Source organism: Streptomyces sp. CB02980 (genome assembly GCF_014451325.2).
Classification (GTDB): Bacteria; Actinomycetota; Actinomycetes; order Streptomycetales; family Streptomycetaceae; genus Streptomyces.
This window is the reverse complement of sequence record NZ_JACSCH020000004.1, coordinates 108,941-131,785: the sequence shown is the minus strand read 5'-3', so window position 1 is coordinate 131,785 and position 22,845 is coordinate 108,941. Positions and strand designations below refer to the sequence as shown.

At 71.4% G+C, this 22,845-nt stretch carries 19 protein-coding genes; 10 read left to right on the top strand and 9 right to left on the bottom strand.

Annotated features, from left to right (window positions below; translation table 11 throughout):
- Positions 1–106 precede the first annotated feature (106 nt).
- The 3 genes from E0F75_RS10820 (at position 107) to E0F75_RS10810 (ending at position 4,530) form a co-directional block, all read left to right on the top strand.
- A complete protein-coding gene (locus tag E0F75_RS10820) occupies positions 107–1,516 on the top strand; it encodes an aspartate ammonia-lyase (protein WP_187622303.1) in 1,410 nt (469 codons plus the stop codon).
- A gap of 72 nt (positions 1,517–1,588) precedes the next feature.
- The gene (locus tag E0F75_RS10815) at positions 1,589–2,254 is read left to right on the top strand and encodes a DUF402 domain-containing protein (RefSeq protein ID WP_187622302.1); all 666 of its coding nucleotides are present in this window, start codon (positions 1,589–1,591) and stop codon (positions 2,252–2,254) included.
- Positions 2,255–2,565: 311 nt separating this feature from the next.
- Positions 2,566–4,530 (top strand): ATP-binding SpoIIE family protein phosphatase, encoded by a 1,965-nt coding sequence (locus E0F75_RS10810; RefSeq protein WP_187622301.1) that lies wholly within the window; start codon positions 2,566–2,568, stop codon positions 4,528–4,530.
- A gap of 102 nt (positions 4,531–4,632) precedes the next feature.
- Here the strand turns inward: E0F75_RS10810 and E0F75_RS10805 are convergent, their stop codons facing one another.
- Positions 4,633–6,852 carry a transglycosylase domain-containing protein gene (locus E0F75_RS10805; RefSeq protein ID WP_187622300.1) on the bottom strand — a complete coding sequence of 740 codons (2,220 nt, stop codon included), beginning with the start codon at positions 6,850–6,852 and terminating at the stop codon, positions 4,633–4,635.
- Positions 6,853–7,132: 280 nt separating this feature from the next.
- Between E0F75_RS10805 and E0F75_RS10800 the strand changes: the two genes are divergently transcribed.
- Genes E0F75_RS10800 through E0F75_RS10790 form a run of 3 tightly spaced genes read left to right on the top strand, consistent with a single transcriptional unit; the run spans position 7,133 to position 10,700 of the window.
- Positions 7,133–7,657 carry a PadR family transcriptional regulator gene (locus tag E0F75_RS10800; RefSeq protein WP_187622299.1) on the top strand — a complete coding sequence of 175 codons (525 nt, stop codon included), beginning with the start codon at positions 7,133–7,135 and terminating at the stop codon, positions 7,655–7,657.
- Positions 7,654–8,337 carry an ABC transporter ATP-binding protein gene (locus E0F75_RS10795; RefSeq protein ID WP_187622298.1) on the top strand — a complete coding sequence of 228 codons (684 nt, stop codon included), beginning with the start codon at positions 7,654–7,656 and terminating at the stop codon, positions 8,335–8,337. The genes E0F75_RS10800 and E0F75_RS10795 overlap by 4 nt, the downstream gene beginning before the upstream one ends.
- Positions 8,334–10,700 (top strand): ABC transporter permease, encoded by a 2,367-nt coding sequence (locus E0F75_RS10790; protein ID WP_187622297.1) that lies wholly within the window; start codon positions 8,334–8,336, stop codon positions 10,698–10,700. Before E0F75_RS10795 ends, E0F75_RS10790 begins: the two co-directional genes overlap by 4 nt.
- A 126-nt stretch (positions 10,701–10,826) precedes the next feature.
- Here E0F75_RS10790 and E0F75_RS10785 read toward each other — a convergent pair whose 3' ends face one another.
- On the bottom strand, positions 10,827–11,780 hold the full coding sequence (locus tag E0F75_RS10785; RefSeq protein WP_187622296.1) for a hydrogen peroxide-inducible genes activator: 954 nt from the start codon (positions 11,778–11,780) through the stop codon (positions 10,827–10,829).
- 132 nt (positions 11,781–11,912) lie between these two features.
- On the opposite strand from E0F75_RS10785, the gene E0F75_RS10780 reads away from it, so the two are divergent.
- Together E0F75_RS10780 and E0F75_RS10775 are read left to right on the top strand one after the other, a co-directional pair.
- The gene (locus E0F75_RS10780; protein ID WP_187622295.1) at positions 11,913–12,467 is read left to right on the top strand and encodes a peroxiredoxin; all 555 of its coding nucleotides are present in this window, start codon (positions 11,913–11,915) and stop codon (positions 12,465–12,467) included.
- A 6-nt stretch (positions 12,468–12,473) separates the two neighbouring features.
- A complete protein-coding gene (locus E0F75_RS10775) occupies positions 12,474–13,013 on the top strand; it encodes an alkyl hydroperoxide reductase (protein ID WP_015035886.1) in 540 nt (179 codons plus the stop codon).
- A gap of 52 nt (positions 13,014–13,065) precedes the next feature.
- On the opposite strand, the gene E0F75_RS10770 is transcribed toward E0F75_RS10775, so the two are convergent.
- The 5 genes from E0F75_RS10770 to E0F75_RS10750 all read right to left on the bottom strand — a co-directional run bounded on the left by E0F75_RS10770 (position 13,066) and on the right by E0F75_RS10750 (position 18,869).
- On the bottom strand, positions 13,066–13,740 hold the full coding sequence (locus tag E0F75_RS10770; protein WP_187622294.1) for a hypothetical protein: 675 nt from the start codon (positions 13,738–13,740) through the stop codon (positions 13,066–13,068).
- Entirely contained in the window at positions 13,737–15,239 is a 1,503-nt protein-coding gene (locus E0F75_RS10765; RefSeq protein WP_187622293.1) for an AI-2E family transporter, read from the bottom strand. Before E0F75_RS10765 ends, E0F75_RS10770 begins: the two co-directional genes overlap by 4 nt.
- A gap of 138 nt (positions 15,240–15,377) precedes the next feature.
- Complete coding sequence (locus tag E0F75_RS10760) at positions 15,378–16,088, bottom strand: transglycosylase SLT domain-containing protein (protein ID WP_187622292.1); 711 nt, start codon at positions 16,086–16,088, stop codon at positions 15,378–15,380.
- A gap of 376 nt (positions 16,089–16,464) precedes the next feature.
- On the bottom strand, positions 16,465–17,790 hold the full coding sequence (locus E0F75_RS10755; RefSeq protein ID WP_187622291.1) for a PhoH family protein: 1,326 nt from the start codon (positions 17,788–17,790) through the stop codon (positions 16,465–16,467).
- A gap of 317 nt (positions 17,791–18,107) precedes the next feature.
- Positions 18,108–18,869, bottom strand: a complete 762-nt coding sequence (locus E0F75_RS10750) for an isoprenyl transferase (protein WP_187622290.1) — start codon at positions 18,867–18,869, stop codon at positions 18,108–18,110.
- Between the two features lie 128 nt (positions 18,870–18,997).
- Here E0F75_RS10750 and mgrA point away from each other — a divergent pair, with 128 nt between their 5' ends.
- Complete coding sequence (gene mgrA, locus E0F75_RS10745) at positions 18,998–20,035, top strand: L-glyceraldehyde 3-phosphate reductase (protein WP_187622289.1); 1,038 nt, start codon at positions 18,998–19,000, stop codon at positions 20,033–20,035.
- Positions 20,036–20,444: 409 nt separating this feature from the next.
- On the opposite strand, the gene E0F75_RS10740 is transcribed toward mgrA, so the two are convergent.
- Positions 20,445–21,182, bottom strand: a complete 738-nt coding sequence (locus E0F75_RS10740) for an A24 family peptidase (protein ID WP_187622288.1) — start codon at positions 21,180–21,182, stop codon at positions 20,445–20,447.
- A 41-nt stretch (positions 21,183–21,223) separates the two neighbouring features.
- On the opposite strand from E0F75_RS10740, the gene E0F75_RS10735 reads away from it, so the two are divergent.
- A complete protein-coding gene (locus E0F75_RS10735; RefSeq protein ID WP_187622287.1) occupies positions 21,224–21,631 on the top strand; it encodes a DUF192 domain-containing protein in 408 nt (135 codons plus the stop codon).
- Here E0F75_RS10735 and E0F75_RS10730 read toward each other — a convergent pair.
- Positions 21,603–22,748 carry a glycosyltransferase family 39 protein gene (locus tag E0F75_RS10730; protein ID WP_187622286.1) on the bottom strand — a complete coding sequence of 382 codons (1,146 nt, stop codon included), beginning with the start codon at positions 22,746–22,748 and terminating at the stop codon, positions 21,603–21,605. The two genes, E0F75_RS10735 and E0F75_RS10730, sit on opposite strands and share 29 nt — an antisense overlap.
- Positions 22,749–22,845: the final 97 nt, after the last annotated feature.

Genomic DNA, 22,845 nt, shown 5'->3' with positions numbered 1-22,845 from the left:
TGCGCCTCCTGGAAGTGGGGTTACCCACGGTTTTTACTGGCCGGTACGCCCGATGGGAATACATCGAACAAGACAAGTGCTCATCTTTCACAGGAGGTTGAGGAACATGAACGACACAGACCAGGCCGACGGTTACCGGATCGAGCACGACTCCATGGGTGAGGTGCGGGTCCCCGCACACGCCAAGTGGCGGGCCCAGACCCAGCGGGCCGTGGAGAACTTCCCGGTCTCCGGGCAGCGCCTGGAGCGCGCCCACATCGAGGCCCTCGCCCGGATCAAGGCCGCCGCCGCCCAGGTCAACGCGGAGCTCGGGGTGATCGACCGGGACCGCGCCGAGGCCATCGCCTCGGCGGCGGCGGAGGTCGCCGAGGGGCGCTGGGACGAGCACTTCCCGGTGGACGTCTTCCAGACCGGCTCCGGCACCTCGTCCAACATGAACACCAACGAGGTGATCGCCACCCTCGCCACCGAGCGGCTCCCCGGGGGCCGCGAGGTCCACCCCAACGACCACGTGAACGCCTCGCAGTCCTCCAACGACGTCTTCCCGTCCTCGATCCACATCGCGGCCACCGGCGCCGTCACCCGCGACCTGATCCCCGCCCTCGATCATCTGGCCGCTTCCCTTGAGCGAAAATCGGCCGAATTCGCGTCGGTGGTGAAGTCCGGCCGCACGCACCTCATGGACGCCACCCCGGTCACCCTCGGCCAGGAGTTCGGCGGCTACGCGGCGCAGGTCAGGTACGGCGTCGAGCGACTGCGCTCCGCGCTCCCCCGGCTCGCCGAACTCCCCCTCGGCGGTACGGCGGTGGGCACCGGCATCAACACCCCGGCCGGCTTCTCCGCGGCCGTCATCACGGAGGTCGCCCGCGCGACCGGCCTGCCGCTGACCGAGGCCCGCGACCACTTCGAGGCGCAGGGCGCCCGGGACGCCCTGGTGGAGACGTCCGGGCAGCTCCGTACGGTCGCGGTCTCCCTCACCAAGATCGCCAACGATCTGCGCTGGATGGCCAGCGGACCCCGCACCGGCCTCGCCGAGATCAACCTCCCCGACCTCCAGCCCGGCTCGTCGATCATGCCGGGCAAGGTGAACCCGGTGATCCCCGAGGCGGTCCTCATGGTCGCCGCGCAGGTGACCGGAAACGACACCACGGTGGCGGTGGCGGGCGCGGCCGGGAACTTCGAGCTCAACGTGATGCTGCCGGTGATGGCCAAGAACCTCCTGGAGTCCGTACGACTCCTCGCCAACGCGTCCCGGCTGCTCGCCGACCGCACGGTCGACGGGATCACGGCCAACGTCGAGCGGGCCCGCGAGTACGCCGAGTCCTCGCCCTCCGTGGTCACCCCGCTGAACAAGTACATCGGCTACGAGGAGGCCGCCAAGGTCGCGAAGAAGTCGCTGGCCGAACGGAAGACCATCCGCGAGGTGGTGCTGGAGTCCGGGTACGTGGAGCGCGGCGACCTGACGGTCGAGCAGCTGGACGAGGCCCTGGACGTCCTGCGGATGACGCGCCCGTGACAGACGTACTCGGATGACTCATCCGTGATCCATGCCGCTGCGGTCGTGGGAGCGCGCCCCTAAGATCTGCGCATGACAGGATCGGGCGGCTCTCAGCATTGGGCGCCGGGGGAGCACATCCTCTGGCGCTACCGCGGCAACGGCACCGGAGACGTGCACATCTGCCGACCGGTGACGGTCGTCCAGGACACACCGGACCTCCTCGCGGTCTGGATGGCGCCCGGCACGGAATGCGTCCGACCGGTGCTCGCCGACGGCACGCCCGTGCACGAGGAGCCCCTCGCCACCCGCTACACCGCGCCGCGCACCACGGAACGCGCGCGGTGGTCCGGCAGCGGCGTCCTGAAGCTGGCGAGGCCCGGCGACCCGTGGTCGGTGTGGCTGTTCTGGGAGCGCGGCTGGCGCTTCCGCAGCTGGTACGTGAACCTGGAGGAGCCGCGGGTCCGCTGGTCCGGCGGCTTCGACTCCGAGGACCACTTCCTCGACATCTCCGTCTACCCCGACCGCAGCTGGCTGTGGCGGGACGAGGACGAGTTCGCGCAGGCCCAGCGGTCCGGTCTGATGGGTCCGGAACAGGCCACGCGCGTGCGTGGCGCCGGGCAGCGGGCGGTGGACCGCATCACGGCGTGGGGGGCGCCGTTCTCGGACGGCTGGGAGAACTGGCGGCCCGATCCGGCATGGCGGGTTCCGGAGCTGCCGGCCGACTGGGACCGCACTCCGGCGCACACGGCACCGTGAGACCCTTGATGCGCCCCCGGGGTTCAAACGTAGGATCGTCCTCCGCACGGCAGAGGCTGACCGAACGGCACGTCAGACCGACCGAGCAGCACGTCAACGAACGAACGCAGCGCAGGACCTGACCAGAAGTCATCCACGAGGGGGAGAGCAGTGCCGGACGTCTGCCCGGGTGTTCCGACCCCCGCTGGTGCCGCCGCTCGCGGAGCCTTCACATCCACCGCACACAAGGGGTTTAGCCCCGCCGAAGGCGCGGCATCGGCGAGAAGAGCGAGTGCATCGCACCACCGGCCCGGACGGACGGAATCCCACGCGTGACGGAGCATCCCACCTCCCACGAAGGCCGGCAGCCCCTGGCTGCCCGGTCGCAGGAACGCGCGCGCCCTCGCCAGGAGGCAGCAGCCGGCCTGCCCTCCGACGTGCCCGCACAGCCGGGCGGGCCGGCGGGCCCGGCGGCCGCCGCGACCCCGGGCGCCGACGCGCCCACGCCTCCGCCGCCCACGGCCCCCGGCGGCCCCGGAACCATGGCCGTCGCCGTGTCGGCGCAGCTCCAGGGCGGCGGCCGCGGCGGGGACACCGTCGCGCGGCGCGAGGGCGAGAAGCTGCGGTTCGTCGGGGCGGCGACGCGACGCATCGCCCGCGGCATCGACCTGGACGAGATCGTGCTCGGTCTGTGCCGGGCGACCGTGCCGACCTTCTCCGACGAGATCCTGGTCTACCTCCGCGACCCGCTGCCGGTGGGCGACGAGCGGCCGGTCGCGCCGTTCGTGTTGCGGCTGCGCCGCACGGACCGGCTGCGGTTAAGCGATCTGGAGGGCGAGGAGCTCGTCCTCGTACCCGATCCGGATCCGACCCCCGCGGCCGAACTCTGCGAGGTGCGGTCCGGTGGGGCGCTGGCCGAGGTCCTGCGCGGGGTGCGGCCGGTGTTCGGCGACTCCGCCGCCGCCAAGACCGCGCTGACCGAACTCCTCGGCCCCGAGCATCCGCTGCCCGGCGGGCTGCGGGCCGTCCTCGCGCCCCTGCGCGGCCGGCGCCGGGTGATCGGCGCCGCCGTGTTCCTGCGTCGCCCCGAGCGGGCCGGCTTCGAGCCGAACGACCTGCTCGTCGCGGCGCAGCTGGCCACGCACACCGCGCTCGGCATCGACAAGGCCGTGCTGTACGGCCGTGAGGCGTACATCGCGGACGAGCTCCAGCGGACGATGCTGCCGGACTCGCTGCCGCAGCCGACCGGCGTCAAGCTGGCCTCGCGCTATCTGCCGGCGGCCGAGACGGCGCGGGTGGGCGGCGACTGGTACGACGCGATCCCGCTGCCCGGCAGCCGGGTCGCGCTGGTCGTCGGTGACGTCATGGGCCACTCCATGACCTCGGCCGCGATCATGGGCCAGCTGCGCACGACCACGCAGACCCTGGCCGGGCTCGACCTGCCGCCGCAGGAGGTCCTGCACCATCTGGACGAGCAGGCGCAGCGGCTCGGCGAGAACCGGATGGCGACCTGCATGTACGCGGTGTACGACCCGGTCTCGCACCGGATCACCGTGGCCAACGCCGGCCATCCGCCGCCGATACTCCTCCACCTGGGCGGCCGCGCCGAGGTGCTGCGGGTGCCCCCGGGTGCCCCGATCGGTGTCGGCGGGGTGGACTTCGAGGCGGTCGAGCTGGACGCCCCGGCCGGAGCCACGCTGCTGCTCTACACGGACGGTCTGGTCGAGTCCCGGCTCCGGGACGTGTGGACCGGAATCGAGCAGCTGCGGGAGCGCCTCGCGGCGACGGCGCAGCTGACCGGGCCGGACCACTCGCCGCCCCTGGAGGCGCTCTGCGACGACGTGTTGGACATGCTGGGTCCCGGTGACCGGGACGACGACATCGCGCTGCTCGCGGCGCGGTTCGACGGCATCGCGCCGAGCGACGTGGCGTACTGGTTCCTGGACCCGGAGGACGCGGCCCCGGGCCGGGCCCGGCGGCTCGCCCGGCGGGCGCTCGCCCGCTGGGACCTGGAGGAGCTGACGGACTCGGTCGAGCTGTTGATCAGCGAGGTCGTGACCAACGCCGTGCGGTACGCGGAACGGCCGGTGACGCTGCGGCTGCTGCGGACGGACGTGCTGCGCTGCGAGGTCGGCGACGACTCGCCGCAGCTGCCCCGGCAGCGGCGGGCGCGCGACACCGACGAGGGCGGGCGCGGCCTGTTCCTGGTGAACCGGCTGGCGCGGCGGTGGGGGGCGACCCGGCTTTCGGGCGGCAAGGTGGTCTGGTTCGAGCTGGCGACGCCGAGTCAGTCGTAGGCGCTGCGAGGTCGTGAACACGGCGAGGTCGTGGACGCAACGAGAAGGGCCGGGCCCCGTGGGGGTCCGGCCCTTTCGTGTGGCCACCGCGGCGGCCGCTCGCTACTGCAGCGGGCGGTCGGTGCTGCCCTGGCTGGTGTCCGGGTTCGGCGGCTCGATCGACGGCGGCGGTGACGGCTCCTCGGTGACCGGCGGCTCGGTCGTGGGCTCCGGCGGCGTGGTGACCGGGTCGTGCGTCGGCTCCGGCGGCGTGGTGGCCGTGGTGGTCGGCGGGGGCGTCGGGTCCGGGGACCGCGTGGTCGGCTCCTCGGTCGGCTCCTCGGTCGTCGGCTCCTGCGTCGGCTCGGTGCTGCCGGTGGGCGTCGGGTCCGGGTCGAAGCCGGTCGAGCCGTCGGTCTCCAGGTCGAAGGAGGCGTCGGAGCCGCCGTCGAGGGCGCCTGTGGTGTAGTCGCCCCAGATCTGGGCGGGCGTGCGGCCACCGTTGGCGCGGCCCGCGTTGATCGTGTCGGTGAGGGTGACCTGGTTGCCCTTGGCGTCCTCGCCGAAGAGTCCGACGGCGGTGACGAGTTCGGGGGTGTAGCCCACGAACCAGGCGGACCGGTTGTTCTCGGAGGTGCCGGTCTTGCCGGCGGCCTCGTACTCGCCCGCGGCGCGGAAGCCGGAGCCGTTCTGCACGACGCCCGTCATGGCCTGGGTGACGGTGTCGGCGGCCTCGCGGCTGATGACCTGTCCGCCGATCCCCTTGGCGGGGGAGAGCGTGCGGTCCTTGTGCACGGCGGCCTTCACGAGGGTCGGGGTGACCTTCTTGCCGTGGTTGTCGAGCGTGGCGTAGACGCCGGCCATGTCCATCGTGGAGGCGCCCATGGTGCCGAGGGACATGGCGGGGGTCTCGCCGAAGTCCGCGCCGTCCTTCATGCCGAGGGCGAGGGCGGTCTTCTTGGTCCTGGCGGGGCCGACGTCCACGATCATCTGGGCGTAGACGGAGTTGATGGAGCTGTTGGTGGCCTTCTGGACGCTGACGGGGCCGTAGCTCCGGTTGTCCTCGTTCTCCGGCGCGAAGGGGATGTCGCTGCCGACGACCTTGTGCTTGCTGGTGCCGTCGTAGGTCGTGCCGAGGCCGATCTCCCGCCCGTCCTGGGTGACCGAGCGGTTGTCGAGTGCGGAGGCGAGGACGATCGGCTTGAAGGTGGAGGCGGGCTGGTAGTCGCGGCGGGTCGCGTTGGACGTCCAGTGCTCGGTGGCGCCGACGCCGCCGTACATCGCGACGACCTCGCCGGTCTTCGGGTCGACGGAGGTGGCGCCCGCCTGGACGGTGGCGTCCTTCTTGTCGCCCTTGCGGTCGAGCTTGGCCTCCAGCTGCCGGTCGACGGCCTTGACGAGGTCCTTCTGCCGCTTCTCGTCGATGGACAGGGTGATCGTCCAGCCGCCGGCCTTGATGTCCTCCTCGCTGACGCCCTGGCGCATCAGCTCCTGGTTGGCGGCCTCGACGATGTAGCCGGTCTGGCCCTCCATGCCGGGGAGGGGCTTGGGCTTCCGCGGGACGGGGAACTTCATGGCGGCGCGCTCGGACTCGGGGAGCCAGCCCTCGCCGACCATGTTGTCGAGGACGTAGTTCCATCGCTCCTCGACGAGCTTGCGTCCGGTGGTGCTCGCGGAGGTCCAGTCGTACTGGTTGGGCGCCTGGAGCAGCGAGGCGAGGTAGGCGCCCTGGGCGGTGGTGAGCTGGGTGGCGTCGACGCCGTAGTACGAGCGGGCGGCGGCCTGTATGCCGTAGGCGCTGCGGCCGTAGTAGCTGGTGTTCATGTACCCGGCGAGGATCTCGCTCTTGGTCGACTGCTGGTCGACCTTGACGGCGATGACCATTTCCTTGAGCTTGCGCGTCGCGGTCTGGTCCTGGCTCAGGTAGTAGTTCTTGACGTACTGCTGGGTGATGGTCGAACCACCCTGCTTGCCCTTGCCGGTGATGGTGGACCAGGCGGCGCGGGTGGTGCCCTTGATGTCGACGCCGTTGTCCTTGTAGAAGGTCTTGTTCTCCGCGGCGACGAACGCCTTCTGGACCTTCAGGGGGATCTTGTCGAGGCCGACGATCTCGCGGTTGATCCGGCCGGTACGGGCGAGGACCTTGCCGTCGGCGTACTTGTAGATGTTGCTCTGCATCATCGCCTCGGCGTTGGCCGTCGGCACCGGGACCAGGAGGTAGACGACGTACAGGGCGCCCATGGCGAGCAGGCAGGCCACGAAGAAGGTGCCCAGGAGCTTCTTCCAGGAGAAGAAGCGGCGCAGGCCGCGTTTCTTCACCTTGCTCTTGTCCGGTCGGCCCATGTCTCGTGTCGCTCCGCTCGTCGTGTGTCCCGGCGTGCCTCGGCCCGTGTCCCCGCGCCGGATCGGCTCAGCTAGCCAGCTAACACCGACGATGCAGACAAAAGACAACCGATCACGCCTTTTCCGGACGTGAGAATCAGCACCCATACCCAGAGGAACCGACGCTCGGACGGGGCCGATGGTTGCGTGAGGGAGCCCCTCCGCTTTGTGACCGGGCCTCCCCGCCCCACGCCGCGAGCGCTATACACCGCAGGTATACACACCGTGTACAGTGACCGCCATGTCCATCGGTCACACCCTCCTGGGACTCCTGGAGTCCGGCCCGCGCCACGGTTACGACCTCAAGCGCACCTTCGACGAGAAGTTCGGCCACGACCGGCCGCTGCACTACGGCCAGGTCTACTCGACCATGTCCCGGCTCCTGAAGAACGGCCTCGTCGTCGTCGACGGCATCGAGGCGGGCGGCGGCCCGGAACGGAAGCGGTACGCCATCACCGAGGCGGGCATCACCGATGTCGCCCAGTGGCTCACCACCCCCGAGAAGCCCGAGCCGTACCTCCAGTCCACGCTCTACACCAAGGTCGTCCTGGCCCTGCTGACCGGCCGCGGCGCCGCCGAGCTCCTCGACACCCAGCGCGCCGAGCACCTGCGCCTGATGCGTGAGCTCACCCGCCGCAAGAAGGACGGCGACCTCGCCGACCAGCTCATCTGCGACCACGCCCTCTTCCACCTGGAAGCGGACCTCCGCTGGCTGGAACTGACCGCCGCCCGCCTCGACCGGCTCGCCGAGGAGATCCGCCGATGAACTCCACCCCGCTCCTGACGGCCACCGGCCTCGACAAGGCCTACGGCCCGACCACGGCCCTCGCCCGCGCCTCCTTCGCGCTCCGGGCCGGCGAGGTCGTCGCCATCATGGGCCCCTCCGGCTCCGGCAAGTCGACCCTGCTGCACTGCCTGGCCGGCATCGTGCGCCCCGACGCGGGCACGATCACCTACGACGGACGCGAACTCACCGCGCTGTCCGACACCGCGCGCAGCGCCATGCGCCGTACCGACTTCGGCTTCGTCTTCCAGTTCGGCCAGCTCGTCCCCGAGCTGACCTGCGTCGAGAACGTGGCACTCCCGCTCCGCCTCAACGGCGAGAAGCGGAAGGCCGCCGAGGCCAGGGCCGCCGAGTGGATGGCCCGTCTGGAGGTCGACGACACCGCGCACAAGCGCCCCGGCGAGATATCCGGCGGCCAGGGCCAGCGCGTCGCCGTCGCCCGCGCGCTCGTCACCGCCCCGCGGGTGATCTTCGCCGACGAGCCGACCGGCGCACTCGACTCCCTCAACGGCGAGCGGGTCATGCAGCTGCTCACCGACGCCTCCCGGGACACCGGTGCCGCCGTCGTCCTCGTCACCCACGAGGCCCGCGTCGCCGCCTACTCGGACCGCGAGGTCGTCGTACGCGACGGAGCCGTACGCGACGCGGAGTGGGTGGCATGACGCTCCGCACCTGGACCCGCGACCTGGCGCTCGGCGCCCGGTTCGCGGTCACCGGAGGCCGGTCGGGCCTCCTCCGCACCCTGCTCACCGCGACCGGTGTCGGCTTCGGCGTGGCCCTGCTGCTGCTCTCCTCCTCCCTGCCGAACATGCTCTTCCAGCGGGAGGTACGCGAGTCCGTCCGCGCCGTCGACAGCAGCGAGCAGGTCAACGCGCCACGGGCCGACTCCTTCCTCCACCTCGGAAGGACCACCGTCTACCGGGACGACGTCATCAGCGGCCTGCTGCTCACGCCGGAGGGGGACAGACCGGCCGTCCCGCCGGGCGCGGCGGCGTTCCCCGCCCGCGGCCAGATGCTGGTCTCCCCCGCGCTCCGGGACCTGCTCGACTCCCCCGACGGGGCCCTCCTCAGGGAGCGACTCCCCTACGAGGTCGCCGGAACGATCGGGCCGGACGGACTCATCGGCCCCGCCGACCTGCGGTACGTGGCCCACGTCGGCTTCCTCACCACCGACAACTTCGACGGGCGCGGCGTGCGCTACGGCTGGTCGGTGCCCGAGGAACCGATGAACGCGTTCCTGATCCTCCTCGTCGTCGTCGCCTGTGTCGTCCTGCTCCTGCCCGTGCTCGTCTTCATCGCCACCGCCGTCCGCTTCGGCGGCGAACAGCGCGACCGGCGTCTCGCGGCGCTCCGCCTCGTCGGCGCCGACACCGCCATGACCCGGCGGATCGCGGCCGGCGAGTCCCTCGCGGGCGCCTTGCTCGGACTGCTGGTCGGGCTCGGACTCTTCGCGGTGGCCCGGCAGTTCGCCGGGGCGTTCACCATCTGGGACGTCAACGCCTACCCGTCCGACGTCGTGCCGATGCCCGCACTCGCCGTGCTCACCCTCCTCACCGTCCCGGTCTCCGCGGTCGTGGTCACCCTCTTCGCGCTGCGCGGCGTGGTGATCGAGCCGCTCGGGGTCGTCCGGACCTCCACCCCCCGCCGCCGGCGGCTGTGGTGGCGCCTGCTGCTCCTCGCGGCGGGGGCGGCCCTGCTCGTCCCGCTCATGGGCGAGGTCCAGGTGACCGAGACGAGCATCGACACCGTGGGCGTGGCGACCGGCACCACCCTCGCCCTGATCGGTCTGACCACGCTGCTGCCGTGGCTCGTCGAGGCCGGGGTGAAGCGGCTGCACGCCGGCCCGGTGGCCTGGCAGCTCGCCGTCCGGCGGCTCCAGCTGAGCAGCGGCACGGCTGCCCGCGCGGTCAGCGGCATCGTCGTCGCGGCGACGGGCGCGATCGCGCTCCAGATGCTCTTCCAGGCGATGGAGAACGACTTCACCGAGTTCACGGGCCAGGACGTGTCCCGCGCCCAGATCGCCGTCGGCGTCGACGCCAGGACCGCCGAAGAGGCCCGCGGGATGATCGCCCGCTTCGAACGGACCAAGGGCGTCACCGGCGTCACCGGCATCGTCGAATCGCATGCGTGGCGTCCCGGCCCCCTGAAGGGAGGCGAGGAGTTCGCCCCGATGACCTCGCTCAGGGTCGGCGACTGCGCCTCTCTCGCGGAGTTCGCCACGCTGCCCTCCTGCACGGATGGCGACGTGTTCGTCTTCCTCGCGCACGGCGCGCAGGGCAACCCGGACGACTCCTTCGTCACCAGGGCGGCACGGCCCGGCGTCACGGTCGCCCTGCGCGACCCGCATCCGCACCCGAGCGAGCCGAAGCGCGCCGACCCGGTGCCGCAGTGGCGCATCCCCGCCGGCGCCCGGGTCGTGGACTCCCGCCCCGACCCGACGGGCAGGTACCAGTACGGCGTCCTCGCCACCCCGTCGGCGATCGACACCACCCGGCTCGACGATCCCGACGCACAGGCCATGGTCCGGCTCGACCCGGCCGTGCCGGACGCCGCCGACCTCGTGCGGAACACGGCGGAGGCCATCTCTCCCACGTCCTGGGTCCGTACGCTCGCGGACACCCAGCGGGACGCCGCGTTCAGCAGCGTCCGCACCGGCATCCTGGTCGGCTCCACGCTGACGATGCTGCTGGTGGCCGCCTCGCTCCTGGTCGCGACCCTGGAGCAGCTCAGGGACCGCAAGCGGCTGCTCTCGTCGCTGGTCGCCTTCGGCACCCGGCGCTCCACCCTGAGCTGGTCGGTGCTGTGGCAGACGGCGGTGCCGATCGTCCTCGGTCTGGTCCTCGCCGTCGCGGGCGGGACCGGCCTCGGGGTCGTCCTGCTGAAGATGGGCGGACAACAGGTCCAGGACTGGTGGGTCTTCCTGCCCGTCGTCGGGATCGGTCTCGGCCTGATCGCGGCCGTGACGCTGCTGAGCATGCCCGTCCTCTGGCGCCTGATGCGGGCGGACGGGCTGCGCACGGAGTAACCCTCCGGGCGGATGTACGAGGAGGGGGGCGGCGGTTCCTGACACCGGGGGGTCTCAGGAGCCGCCGCCCCTCACTCGTACCGGCGGGTGCCGGGAGCCGGCTCCCGCTGCCCGTACCGGCGGGTCTCAGGGGCCCCCGTCGAGCACCCGCACCGGAAGGCCCCGCATGGCGCCCCGCAACTCCGCCGCCAGTTCCTCGAATTCGGCGTGCCGGGCCGTGCCCGTCCGCATCGCGAGGGCGATCCGCCGGGCGGGGGCCGGTTCGGTGAAGAGCCCGGTCCACAGGGCGTTGTTCCGGGCGGTCTCGACCGTGACGGCGGTACGCGGCAGCAGGGTCACCCCGAGACCGCCGGCCACCAGCTGCACCAGGGTGGAGAGCCCCGCCGCGGTGGTGGTGACCTCGGCGCCGTCCGTGCGCCCGGCCTCGCGGCAGATGTCGAGGGCCTGGTCGCGCAGGCAGTGTCCCTCGTCGAGGAGGAGCAGCCGCAGCTCCTTGAGGGCCTCGCGCGGAATGTCGTCCCGGCCGGCCAGCGGATGCCCCTGCGGGGTGACCAGGACGAAGTCCTCGTCGAAGAGGGGCAGTTCGGTGACCCCGGGTACGCCGAGCGGCACGGCGAGCAGCAGCAGGTCGAGCCGCCCTGCGGCGAGCCCCTCCAGGAGGGAGGAGGTCTGCTCCTCGTGGACCTGGAGGTCGAGGTCCGGGTAGCGCCGGTGGACGAGTCGCAGCACCGTCGGCAGCAGATACGGGGCGACCGTCGGGATCACCCCGAGCCGCAGCACCCCGGTGAACGGAGCCTGGGCCGCCTCCGCCTCCTCCATCAGCTCCGCCACCGCGTCGAGGACCGCACGGGCACGGACCGCGAGCCGCTCCCCCGCGGGCGAGAGCAGCACCTTTCTCGTCGTACGCTCGAGGAGCTGGACACCGAGTGCCTCTTCGAGTGCCGAAACTGCGCCCGAGAGCGCGGGCTGGCTCATGCCGATGGCGGCCGCCGCATCGCGGAAGTGCAGATGTTCTGCCACCGCCGCGAAGGCTCTGAGCTGGGACAGGCTGGGCTGTTTCACACGTCGTGCCGGGATCACTGATAACCACCTTCGATCAACACGACCCACTCTAGCTATTTCACTGATCAATGCACTCCGTGCCATGCTGTGAGCCGTCCAACCCCCACGGAAGACCTCAAAAGGGACCCTTCCTGTTTGCAAGGAGAGCGCGTGCTCACTGTCGGTGACAAGTTCCCCACCTACGACCTGACCGCCTGCGTGTCGCTGGAGAGCGGCAAGGAGTTCGAGCAGATCGACCACAAGGCCTACGAGGGCAAGTGGCGCGTGGTGTTCTTCTGGCCGAAGGACTTCACCTTCGTCTGCCCCACCGAGATCGCCGCGTTCGGCAAGCTGAACGAGGAGTTCGCGGACCGCGACGCCCAGATCCTCGGCGTCTCCGGCGACTCCGAGTTCGTGCACCACGCCTGGCGCAAGGACCACGCCGACCTGCGTGACCTGCCCTTCCCGATGCTGGCCGACTCCAAGCACGAGCTCATGAGCGACTGCGGCGTGCGCGGCGAGGACGGCTTCGCCCAGCGTGCCGTCTTCATCGTGGACCCGAACAACGAGATCCAGTTCACCATGGTGACCGCCGGCTCCGTCGGCCGTAACCCCAAGGAGGTCCTGCGGGTCCTCGACGCCCTGCAGACCGACGAGCTGTGCCCCTGCAACTGGAACAAGGGCGAGGGCACCCTCGACGCCGCCGCGCTCCTGTCGGGCGAGTGATCTGACATGGCTCTCGACGAACTGAAGTCCGCCATACCGGACTTCGCCAAGGACCTGAAGCTGAACCTCGGTTCGGTCATCGGCAACAGCGAGCTGCCCCAGCAGCAGCTCTGGGGCACCGTCCTCGCCTGCGCGATCGCCTCGCGCTCGCCGAAGGTCCTCAAGGAGCTGGAGCCCGAGGCCCAGGCCAACCTGAAGCCCGAGGCGTACCAGGCGGCCAAGTCCGCCGCCGCGATCATGGCGATGAACAACGTCTTCTACCGGACCCGGCACCTGCTGTCGGACCCCGAGTACGGGACGATGCGCGCCGGTCTGCGGATGAACGTCATCGGCAACCCGGGCGTCGAGAAGGTCGACTTCGAGCTGTGGTCGCTGGCGGTGTCCGCGATCAACGGCTGCGGCCAGTGCCTCGACTCGCACGAGCAGGTCCTGCGCCAGGCCGGTGTCGACCGCGCCACGATCCAGGAGGCCGTCAAGATCGCCGCGGTGATCCAGGCGGTCGGCGTCACCCTCGACGCGGAAGCGGTCCTCGCCTCCGCCGAGTAAGGCGTCACGGTACGAGAAGGGCCCCGGGGCTTCGCGCCCCGGGGCCCTTTCGTCACTTCTTGAGCGCGGCCATGAGGGCCAGCATGTCCTGGGCGAGCGGGATCTCGATCCCGGAGAGGTCGATCGGCTTGGTGCCCCGGACGACCTCACCGGTGTCCTGGTCCCAGCTGGACATCGTGCTGAAGTTGATCTCGATCTCCACCTGCCCGTCGAGCACCAGGAGCTGCGCCCCGAACTCGCCGTCGACCTGCAGGTAGGCCTTCTCCCCCAGCCCTTGGTACGGCTCCATGTCGAAGCGCTTGGCCCGGGCGTCGAACTCGGGCCCCGGGTCGGTCACCAGGTGCCGCGTGTACTCGACGCCCCCGCTGTATCCGGTCTCGGGCGCCCCGAACATCACCGGGCAGTGCTGCGTCTCCAACGCCGAGTCGTCGGCCAGCTCCGTCGAGGCGTCCGAGGACCGCTTGCCCAGAATGGTGCTCAGCGCCCCCAGCCTGGCCGTCTCACAGAGGTCCTTCACGGCCTTGTACCCCCGCATGTCCGGCCCCGGTTCCTCGTCCCGCTGGACCGCGTAGAGTCCGCCGCCCCACACCGCCGACGCCACCACCGCGCCGCCGAGCGCCCACAGCCAGGGGCGGCGGGGCCTGGGCGGGCGCGGGGCCTGCTCCTCCGTCAGTACCTCGGTGGTCTCGTACGGCGTGTCCCCGTCGAGCTCCGGTTCCGATATCACGTGGTCTCCCCCTTGGCCGCGAGCGTGCCGGGGGCCGGGGTCGGCGCGACCTCGTAGGCGGTCGCCCCACGAGGTTCCGGCGCGCTGCGCAGCGCCTGCTCCGTGCTGTACGCGCGAAGGTACCCGACCACCGTGTTGACGACGGCGACCAGGGGGACCGCTACCACGGCGCCGCCGATGCCGGCGGTCAGGCCGCCGGCCGCGACCGCGAGGACGACGGCCAGCGGATGGACCCGCACCGCGCGTCCGAGGATGAAGGGCTGGAGCACATGGCCCTCGATCTGCTGTACGGCGAGGACGACGACCAGCACCATGAGCGCGGTGAACGGCCCGTTGGTCACGAGGGCGACGACGACCGCGAGGGCGCCGGAGACGACCGCGCCGACGAGCGGGATGAAGGCGAAGAGGAAGATGAAGACGGCGAGCGGCACGGCCATCGGCACGTCGAGGAACCAGAGGCCGAGGCCGATGAAGACGGCGTCGATCAGGGCGACGAGCACCGTGCCCCGCACGTAGGCGGTGAGGGTGCGCCAGGCGCGCGGGCCCGCGCCCGCGACGCCGGGCCGGGCCTGGGCGGGGACCAGCTTGAGCGTCCACTCCCAGACCTTCTTCCCGTCGTACAGCAGGAAGAGCGTCGAGAACATGGCGAGCAGGATGCCGGTCATCGCCTCGACGAAGACGGCGACGCCCTGCAGTCCGACGGAGGTGATCTGCTCGGCGTTGGCGCCGATGGTGTCGCTGAGGTTCTTCGCGATGTCGTTGATCTGGCGCTCGGTCACATGGAACGGGCTGTCGAGGGCCCAGCGCTTGAGCTCCTCGATGCCGTCCTTGACGCGATCGGTCAGGTTGTCGATGTTGTCCATCACCTGCCAGACCACGAACCAGCCGACCAGACCCATCACGACGAAGCCGGAGACGGCGGTGACGGCGGTGGCGAGCCCGCGCGGCAGGCCCCTCCTGCGCAGCATGGCCACGGTGGGCTGGAGCAGGGCGGTGATGAGGAGCGCGGCGACGAACGCGAGGACGACCAGCTGGACGGAGCTGATCACCTTCATCAGCACCCAGACGGTGCCGGCGAAGACGAGCAGGCGCCAACTCGCCTCGGCGGCCACCCGCATGCCCCACGGGATCGCGGCGGCGGGGTCGGGCCGGGCGGCGACGGCCGGTGCGTACGAGGGGGGTGCGGGGACGGAGCGGCCGGGCTCGCCGGCCGGGCCGGCGGCCGACTCCGGGAGGGGTGGGGCGGTGTCCGGGTCCACGTCGGGGCGGGCGGGCACGGCGACGGCGACCGCTCCGGTACCGGCCGCGACTCCGGTACCGGTTCCGTTCACGCCCCCGGCAGCGGGGGCCGCGTCGGCCGGGCGCCGCTCCTGCGGGTCCTCGTACGACGGGTCGAGCGGGTCCCCACGCTCCGCCTCGGCCCGGCGCTCGTCGAGGCGCTCACCCATGCGGCTCAGGCCCGCGCCCAGCCGTCCCAGCCACCCTGGCACTCTCGACATCGCTTTCCTCATCCCCCGCTCGCTCTTTCCCACCGTTTCCCCACCGTTCCCCCCGGAGGCCGTGGACCTTCGAAACTACACGCAAGAAGCCCCTCACCGTAGGACGGTGAGGGGCTCCCCGAGGTTGAGCACGCCGTACTAGTACCAGCGGTGGGACAGCCAGAACGACCAGGCGCCACACGGGCTGCCGTAGCGGTCGTTCATGTAGTTGAGGCCCCACTTGATCTGGGTGGCCGGGTTGGTCTGCCAGTCGGCGCCCGCGCTGGCCATCTTGTTGCCCGGCAGCGCCTGGACGAGACCGTAGGCCCCCGAACCCTGGTTGACGGCCTTGTAGTTCCAGGTGGACTCGTGGTCCACGATGTTGCTGAAGCACTGGAACTGCGAGGCCGGGACCATCTGGCGGGCGATCGCCTTGACCTCGGAGACGGAGTACGAGCCCTGCGCGCTGAAGGACGAGGCGTCGCGGACAGCGGAACGACTGGCGCGCTCCTCGGCCTCCTTGCGCTCCTTCTCGGCCTTCTCCTCGGCGGCGGCCTTGTCGGCCGCCTCCTTCTTCGCCTCGGCGTCCTTTGCGGCGCGGAGACGAGCCGTCTCCTCCGCGGACTTCTTGGCGACGGAGTCGGCAGCGGCGGCCTGGACGTCGGCCTGCTCCGAGAGGGACGAGACCTGTACCTGGGCCTGTTCGCCCACGGGAATGTCCGCGAGCAGCGTGGTGTCGGCCGCGGTGGCCTCGAAGTTGTCGTCCGAGGACTGAGCGGCGTTACCCGACGCAACGCCCATGACGGCGCCGACGGTGGTGACCGCAGTGGCCGAAGCCACCGCGAATCCCCGGACCGAGATCCGGCTCACACGGTTTCCTTCCAGCACGCCCGCACAGGTGACCACGCGGCCGAAATCGTGCCCCTGGCGCTGGTCTCCGACGTACACGGTCACAGAAGACACGGGCCCGTGGTGCTGTGGGCGGCATACGGCGAACGGCTGTGGAGTTATGTGGTGCTTGTGCGCCTGAAGGTGCACGGGTGCCGTATGCGGGGCCTGACGGAAGCAAGACTTTGCCGGACGGCGACACCGCAAGGCAATTCTGCGTTGCGTGTGAAAGCTCACACCTGGGTGGGGGCAGGTGTTTTCGAAGATTGGGCGGACATGGGGGCGCCGCCCGGCTAAGCTCCTGCGCTCTGCCGGGCGGCGCCAACTTCCGTACGTGTACGGACACGTACGAATCGGGTCAGATCTGACCGTCCTCCAGCATCTCCGTCACGAGCGCCGCGATCTGGGAGCGCTCGGAGCGGGTGAGGGTGACATGGGCGAAGAGCGGATGCCCCTTCAGTTTCTCGACCACGGCGACGACTCCGTCGTACCGGCCGACCCTGAGGTTGTCCCGCTGGGCGACATCGTGGGTCAGAACGACCCGCGAATTCGCCCCGATTCGGGACAGAACGGTCAGCAGGACGTTCCGCTCGAGGGACTGGGCCTCGTCCACGATGACGAACGCGTCATGGAGCGAACGGCCCCGGATGTGGGTGAGCGGCAGGACCTCCAGCATCCCGCGCCCGAGGACCTCCTCCACCACCTCACGGCTCGCGACCGAGGACAGCGTGTCGAAGACGGCCTGAGCCCACGGGCTCATCTTCTCCGCCTCGCTGCCCGGCAGGTAGCCGAGCTCCTGGCCGCCGACCGCGTACAGCGGACGGAAGACCATCACCTTCTGGTGCTGACGGCGCTCCAGGACCGCCTCCAGGCCCGCGCAGAGCGCGAGCGCGGACTTGCCGGTGCCGGCCCGGCCGCCCATGGAGATGATGCCGACGTCCGGGTCCAGGAGCAGATCCAGCGCGATCCGCTGCTCGGCGCTGCGGCCGCGGAGCCCGAAGGCCTCCCGGTCGCCGCGGACCAGCCGTACGTTCCCCTCGGCGGTGATCCGGCCGAGCGCCTTGCCCCGCTCGGACTGGAGCACCAGGCCCGTGTGGACCGGAAGCTCGGCGGCCTCCGGCACGTACAGCGACTCCTGGTTGTAGAGCAGGTCCACCTGCTCGCCGGAGAGCGCCAGCTCGGACATCCCGGTCCAGCCGTTGGCGTCCGTGATGGCCAGTTCGGCGCGGTACTCCTCGGCGAGGAGTCCGACCGACGAGGCCTTGATGCGCAGCGGCAGGTCCTTGGAGACGACGGTGACGTCGTACCCCTCCGCCTGGAGGTTGCGCGCGACCGCGAGGATCCGTGAGTCGTTGTCCCCCAACCTGTAGCCGGCGGGCAGTACGCCGGGGTCGGAATGGTTGAGTTCGACACGCAGGGTGCCGCCCAGCTCCCCGATGGGGAGCGGGGCGTCCAGGCGCCCGTACCGGACCCGGAAGTCGTCCAGGAGGCGCAGGGCCTGCCGGGCGAAGTACCCGAGTTCGGGATGGTGCCGCTTGGCCTCGAGCTCCGTCACCACGACGATCGGGAGCACTACCTCGTGCTCCTCGAAGCGCGACATGGCGTTGGGGTCGGCCAGCAGGACGCTGGTGTCGAGAACATAGGTGCGCCGGTCGGAAAGGCGGCGCTTCGTGCTGGTCACCACGGAAGGACAGACCCCCTCGGAAGACCCCTGTGAGGTCGGGGTGCGACGGAACCGGTGTCGCTGCGGAATGGGACCGGGTTCGGGCCGCCGTGCATGGGCCGAACCACGGCCCTCCGCTTCTCCCGTACGTGTCCCGCACGGTCGTCCTGGTGCAAGGGGCCTCCCGGGTGGCGGTCTCCGTGCCGCTCACTTCACCAGGGATATGCCCTCTAACAGGCTCTGCCATGCCATGGCATATGACGACGTGTTCGTGAACACGAGGTGATCGGTTCCGATCAGGTCCCCGGGGTGCTCCGGGGACCGTCCATGTCCGGGGATCAGGTTCCGTAACGCCGGTGCCGGGCGGCGTAGTCGCGCAGCGCCCGCAGGAAGTCGACCTTGCGGAAGGCCGGCCAGTGCACTTCACAGAAGTAGTACTCGGAATGGGCGCTCTGCCACAGCATGAATCCGGACAGCCGCTGCTCGCCGCTGGTGCGGATCACCAGGTCCGGGTCGGGCTGACCCCGCGTGTAGAGGTGCTCCGAGATGTGCTCGACGTCGACGATCTCGGCGAGCTCCTCGAAGCTCGTGCCGCGCGACGCGTGCTCCAGGAGCAGCGAGCGGACCGCGTCCGCGATCTCCTGCCGGCCGCCGTAGCCCACGGCCACGTTCACGAGTATCCCCGTGTTGTCGTGGGTGGCCTGCTCGGCCTCCTTGAGCACCGACTGCGTACGGGCGGGCAGCAGGTCCATCGTGCCGACGTGGTTGACGCGCCAGCGGCCGTCCGCGGCGAGCGCCCGCACGGCGTTCTCGATGATGCCGAGCAGCGGGACGAGCTGCTCCTCGGGCCGGTTCAGGTTGTCCGTGGAGAGCATCCAGAGCGTGACGACCTCGACGTCGGTCTCGGCGCACCAGCCGAGCAGCTCCTGGATCTTGTCCGCGCCCGCCTTGTGGCCCTGCTCGGGCGTCCCGCCGGAGGCCTTGGCCCAGCGGCGGTTCCCGTCGAGGATGACCCCGATGTGCTTGGGCACCTGGGCATGGTCGAGGCGGCCTTCCACCCGGCGTGCGTAGAGCCCGTACACCAGGTCGCGCAGGTTCACTGTTCTTTACCTCTCCATGCAGCGGCAGGCCCGCCGTGCCGCGGCGGTCCGCAAGCCGCCACACTACTGCGGACGGGCGACAGGCTCCCAGCCCGGGACTGTCACAAGTCCGTGATAAGCAGAGATACGTGACTGATTCCCCCCTGTACCGCGCCTCCGCGGACCGCTATGACTCCATGGAGTACCGCCGCTCGGGCCGCAGCGGCCTCAAGCTTCCCGCGATCTCCCTCGGCCTCTGGCACAACTTCGGCGACGACCGCGCGCTCGACACCCAGCGCGCGATCCTGCGCCGCGCCTTCGACCTCGGCGTCACCCACTTCGACCTGGCGAACAACTACGGGCCGCCGCCCGGCTCCGCCGAGCTGAACTTCGGCAAGCTCTTCGCCCAGGACTTCGCGCCCTACCGCGACGAGCTGATCATCTCCACCAAGGCCGGGTACGAGATGCACCCCGGCCCGTACGGCGAGTGGGGCTCCCGCAAGTACCTGCTGTCCTCGCTCGACGCCTCCCTGAACCGGATGGGCCTCGACTACGTCGACATCTTCTACTCGCACCGCTTCGACCCGCACACCCCGCTGGAGGAGACGATGGGGGCCCTGGCCTCCGCCGTCCAGCAGGGCAAGGCGCTGTACGTGGGTGTCTCCTCGTACACCAGCGAGCAGACCGCCGAGGCCGCGCGGATCCTGCGGGAGATGGGTGTCCCGGCCCTCATCCACCAGCCCTCGTACTCGATGATCAACCGCTGGACCGAGGAGGACGGTCTCCTCGACACGCTGGAGGCGGCCGGCATGGGCTGCATCTCCTTCGTGCCGCTGGCGCAGGGGCTGCTCACCGACAAGTACCTGAAGGGCATCCCGGAGGGCTCGCGGGCCACCCAGGGCAAGTCCCTCGACCCGAACCTGCTCTCCGACGAGGTGCTGCGGCGGCTGCGCGGTCTCGCGGACATCGCGGGCCGGCGCGGGCAGTCGCTGGCGCAGCTGGCGCTGTCGTGGGTGCTGCGCGACGCGCGGATGACCTCGGCGCTGATCGGCGCGTCCAGCGTCGCCCAGCTGGAGGAGAACGTGGCGGCCCTCACGGCCGCGCCGCTGACCGCCGACGAGCTGGTGGAGATCGACTCGTTCGCCGTGGACACCCAGGGCACGAACATCTGGGCCGGCCGGGGCTGACGCGCCCGGAGTGACCGGGGGCAGGCTCTGAGGGGATCCGGGGCAGGCCCTGGCGGGATCCGGGAAAGAAAAACGGGCCGGTCCGTGGGGGGGGATACGGACCGGCCCGAGGGGGGGTTTCCACCATAACCCTTCGTTAGTCGAGTTGCGCGCCACGTACGCCGAACGATCCTCGGCGAATTCGCCGGATCCCAGTCGGGACAAGGGGTCCAGGGCCCTGTGGCGGGTTTGCGCCCCGGCGCGGCGGCGGACTTCCGTCCCTCCCAAGAGGGACCGTCCGGGCCGGGCGCCACGTTGACGGGGGCAGCCGCCAGGGACGGTTTTCCGGCAGGTCAGGACCCGGACGCACGGGGCAGCGGGCCGATGCCGTCACGGCGGGCGACAGGCCGGTGACCGGCGGGCACGGGGTTCACGGAAGCGCGGTGAACGCGCCGAGCAGAAGCCCCAGCAGCCCGCCCGCGAGCATGAACGGGCCGAAGGGGATCGCCGAGGAACGGTCGGCGCGACGCAGGGCGACGAGCCCGAGGCCGTACACCGCGCCGAGCAGGAACCCGGCGAACGCCCCGGCGAAGAGCACGCCCCAGCCGTACCAGCCGAGGGCCGCGCCGAGCGGCAGTGCCAGCTTGACGTCGCCCAGACCGAGCTGGCCCGGGTTGATCAGATGGAGCACCAGATAGGCCCCGCCGAGCGCGAGCGCGCCCAGCAGCGCGTGGAGCCAGGAGCCCGCGTCGTACGGCAGGAGCTCGGCGACACCGAGGAGCAGCGGCACCGCGGCGGCCAGCGGCAGGGTGAGAGCGTCCGGAAGCCGGTGCACGCGCGCGTCGACGGTGGCCAGGAGAACGGCGAAGGGCGCGCCGAGCAGCCAGACCGCAAGCTCGGGCCGGGGCCCGCCGGCGGCGGCGGCCAGCACGGCACAGACGGAGGCCGTGAGCAGCGGTGCCGCGCGCGGGCTTCCGGTCGTCGCGCAGTCCTGCCGCCCCGGGCCGCCGAGCCAGCCGCGCGCGGGCCCCACGAGCACGTGGCCGACGGGGCAGCGGTCCCGCCACGGCTCCTCGAAGGCCACGGAGAGCCGGTACGCGGCGCGCGGCACGAGCAGCCCGACGGCGGCGCCCCAGAGGGCGGCGAGGGTGATCGTCGTGACGTACACGGAGCCGACCCTAGGGTCGGCGGGCCGCTACGGTCTGGCACATGGGGAAATGGGCGGACGGGACGGGGACGCTGGCGACCGACGCGGTCCGGGAGGTGCCGCTGGAGGTGGCGGCCTCGTACCGCGCGCGACGGCGGGGGCTGCTCGGACGGGACGGGATCGCGGGGGCGATGCTCATCGTCCGGACGAACAGCGTGCACACCTTCGGGATGCGGTTCGCGATCGACGTGGCCTACCTGGACCGCTCGTTCACGGTCCGCTCCGTCGTCACGATGCGACCGGGAAGGCTCGGCATGATCCGGCCGCGGGGCCGGCACGTCCTGGAGGCGGAGGCCGGCGCGATGGCCGGCTGGGGGCTGCGGCCGGGAGTACGCGTACGCGTGGAGACGGGCCCCGGACCCGGGAACCCGGCCGGGGACCTCACGGCGGGCCCGACCCCAGCAGGGTGAGGGCCCCGTACACGGCGGAGGCGAGGGCGAGCCCGGCGAGGACCGGCACGGCGGTCCGGACGCGGAGCCGCGCGAGAGCCACGGCGGGCGGGAGCAGCAGCCCGAACGCGGGCATCATCAGCCGCGGCCGGGAGCCGAAGTACGCGGCGCCGACGAGCGAGACGAACACGACGCCGATCGTGTAGACGAGCAGGGGCAGCGGCTGCCGCTGCCGCACGCAGAGGGCGACCAGCCAGCCGAGCAGCGCGAGCGCCGCGCAGAGGCCGAGGGCGGCGGGCCACGGCAGACCGGCGATGAACCGGACGAGGGCGACACCGCCGTCGATGGAGTTGCCCCAGGCGGCCTGGACGTCGAAGTAGGCGGTCGCACTGTCCTGCCGGACACCGACGTACGCGATGTACGCGAGCCAGCCGAGCGGCGCGATCAGGACCCCGGCCACCGTCCGCAGGGGCAGCCGACGCTCCCGTACGAGCGTGACGAGCGCGGTGATCCCGAGGGCGGCGATCAGGGCGACGGCCGTCGGCCGGGTGAGCCCGGCGGCCACGCACAGGGCGCCGGCCAGGATCCAGCGCCCGCGCAGGACCGCGTACAGCGACCAGGCGGCGAAGGCCGTGAACAGCGTCTCCGTGTACGCCATCGACTGGACGAACGCGGTCGGGTACACGCCCCAGAGGACGGCGAGCAGAATGCCGGCGCGGGTTCCGAAGGCGTGCTCGCCGCACCGGTACACGCCCCAGGCGGCGGCGAGCCCGGCGGTCCAGGAGACGAGCAGCCCGGCGGTGGCCGCGTCCAGCGGGAGGACGGTGGAGAGGCCGCGCTCCAGGGCCGGGAGGAGCGGGAAGAAGGCCAGGTCGGGGTGGACGTCGCCGTTCGGCAGGGTGGCCTGGTACCCGTAACCGTTCTCGGCGATCCGCACGTACCAGACGGAGTCCCAGCGGCCCTTGAGCCGGTGCAGCCCGTCCTCGCCGGTGACGGCGGAGGCGACCGCGAGGACCGCGAGGCCGATGAGGCGGGTCACGGCGTACCCGCCGACGGCGAGGACCGTGGGGTCGAGGGTACGGACGGTACGGACGGTACGGGTGCGACGGCTGAGTGCGGGCGGGGACGGCGGGGACATGCGCCCGATTATCCCGGCGGCGCGCGTGGCTCAGCCCAGCGGCCTTGTGCGGCTCAGCCCAGCGGCCTTATGCGACTCAGCCCAGCGGCCTTATGCG

Coding starts and splice junctions, on each gene's coding strand:
- E0F75_RS10800 (WP_187622299.1), top strand. CDS start 7,133: ATGTCCATCGGTCACACCCTCCTGGGACTCCTGGAGTCCGGCCCGCGC.
- E0F75_RS10815 (WP_187622302.1), top strand. CDS start 1,589: ATGACAGGATCGGGCGGCTCTCAGCATTGGGCGCCGGGGGAGCACATC.
- E0F75_RS10795 (WP_187622298.1), top strand. CDS start 7,654: ATGAACTCCACCCCGCTCCTGACGGCCACCGGCCTCGACAAGGCCTAC.
- E0F75_RS10735 (WP_187622287.1), top strand. CDS start 21,224: ATGGGGAAATGGGCGGACGGGACGGGGACGCTGGCGACCGACGCGGTC.
- E0F75_RS10765 (WP_187622293.1), bottom strand. CDS start 15,239: ATGTCGAGAGTGCCAGGGTGGCTGGGACGGCTGGGCGCGGGCCTGAGC.
- E0F75_RS10790 (WP_187622297.1), top strand. CDS start 8,334: ATGACGCTCCGCACCTGGACCCGCGACCTGGCGCTCGGCGCCCGGTTC.
- E0F75_RS10730 (WP_187622286.1), bottom strand. CDS start 22,748: ATGTCCCCGCCGTCCCCGCCCGCACTCAGCCGTCGCACCCGTACCGTC.
- E0F75_RS10775 (WP_015035886.1), top strand. CDS start 12,474: ATGGCTCTCGACGAACTGAAGTCCGCCATACCGGACTTCGCCAAGGAC.
- E0F75_RS10820 (WP_187622303.1), top strand. CDS start 107: ATGAACGACACAGACCAGGCCGACGGTTACCGGATCGAGCACGACTCC.
- E0F75_RS10805 (WP_187622300.1), bottom strand. CDS start 6,852: ATGGGCCGACCGGACAAGAGCAAGGTGAAGAAACGCGGCCTGCGCCGC.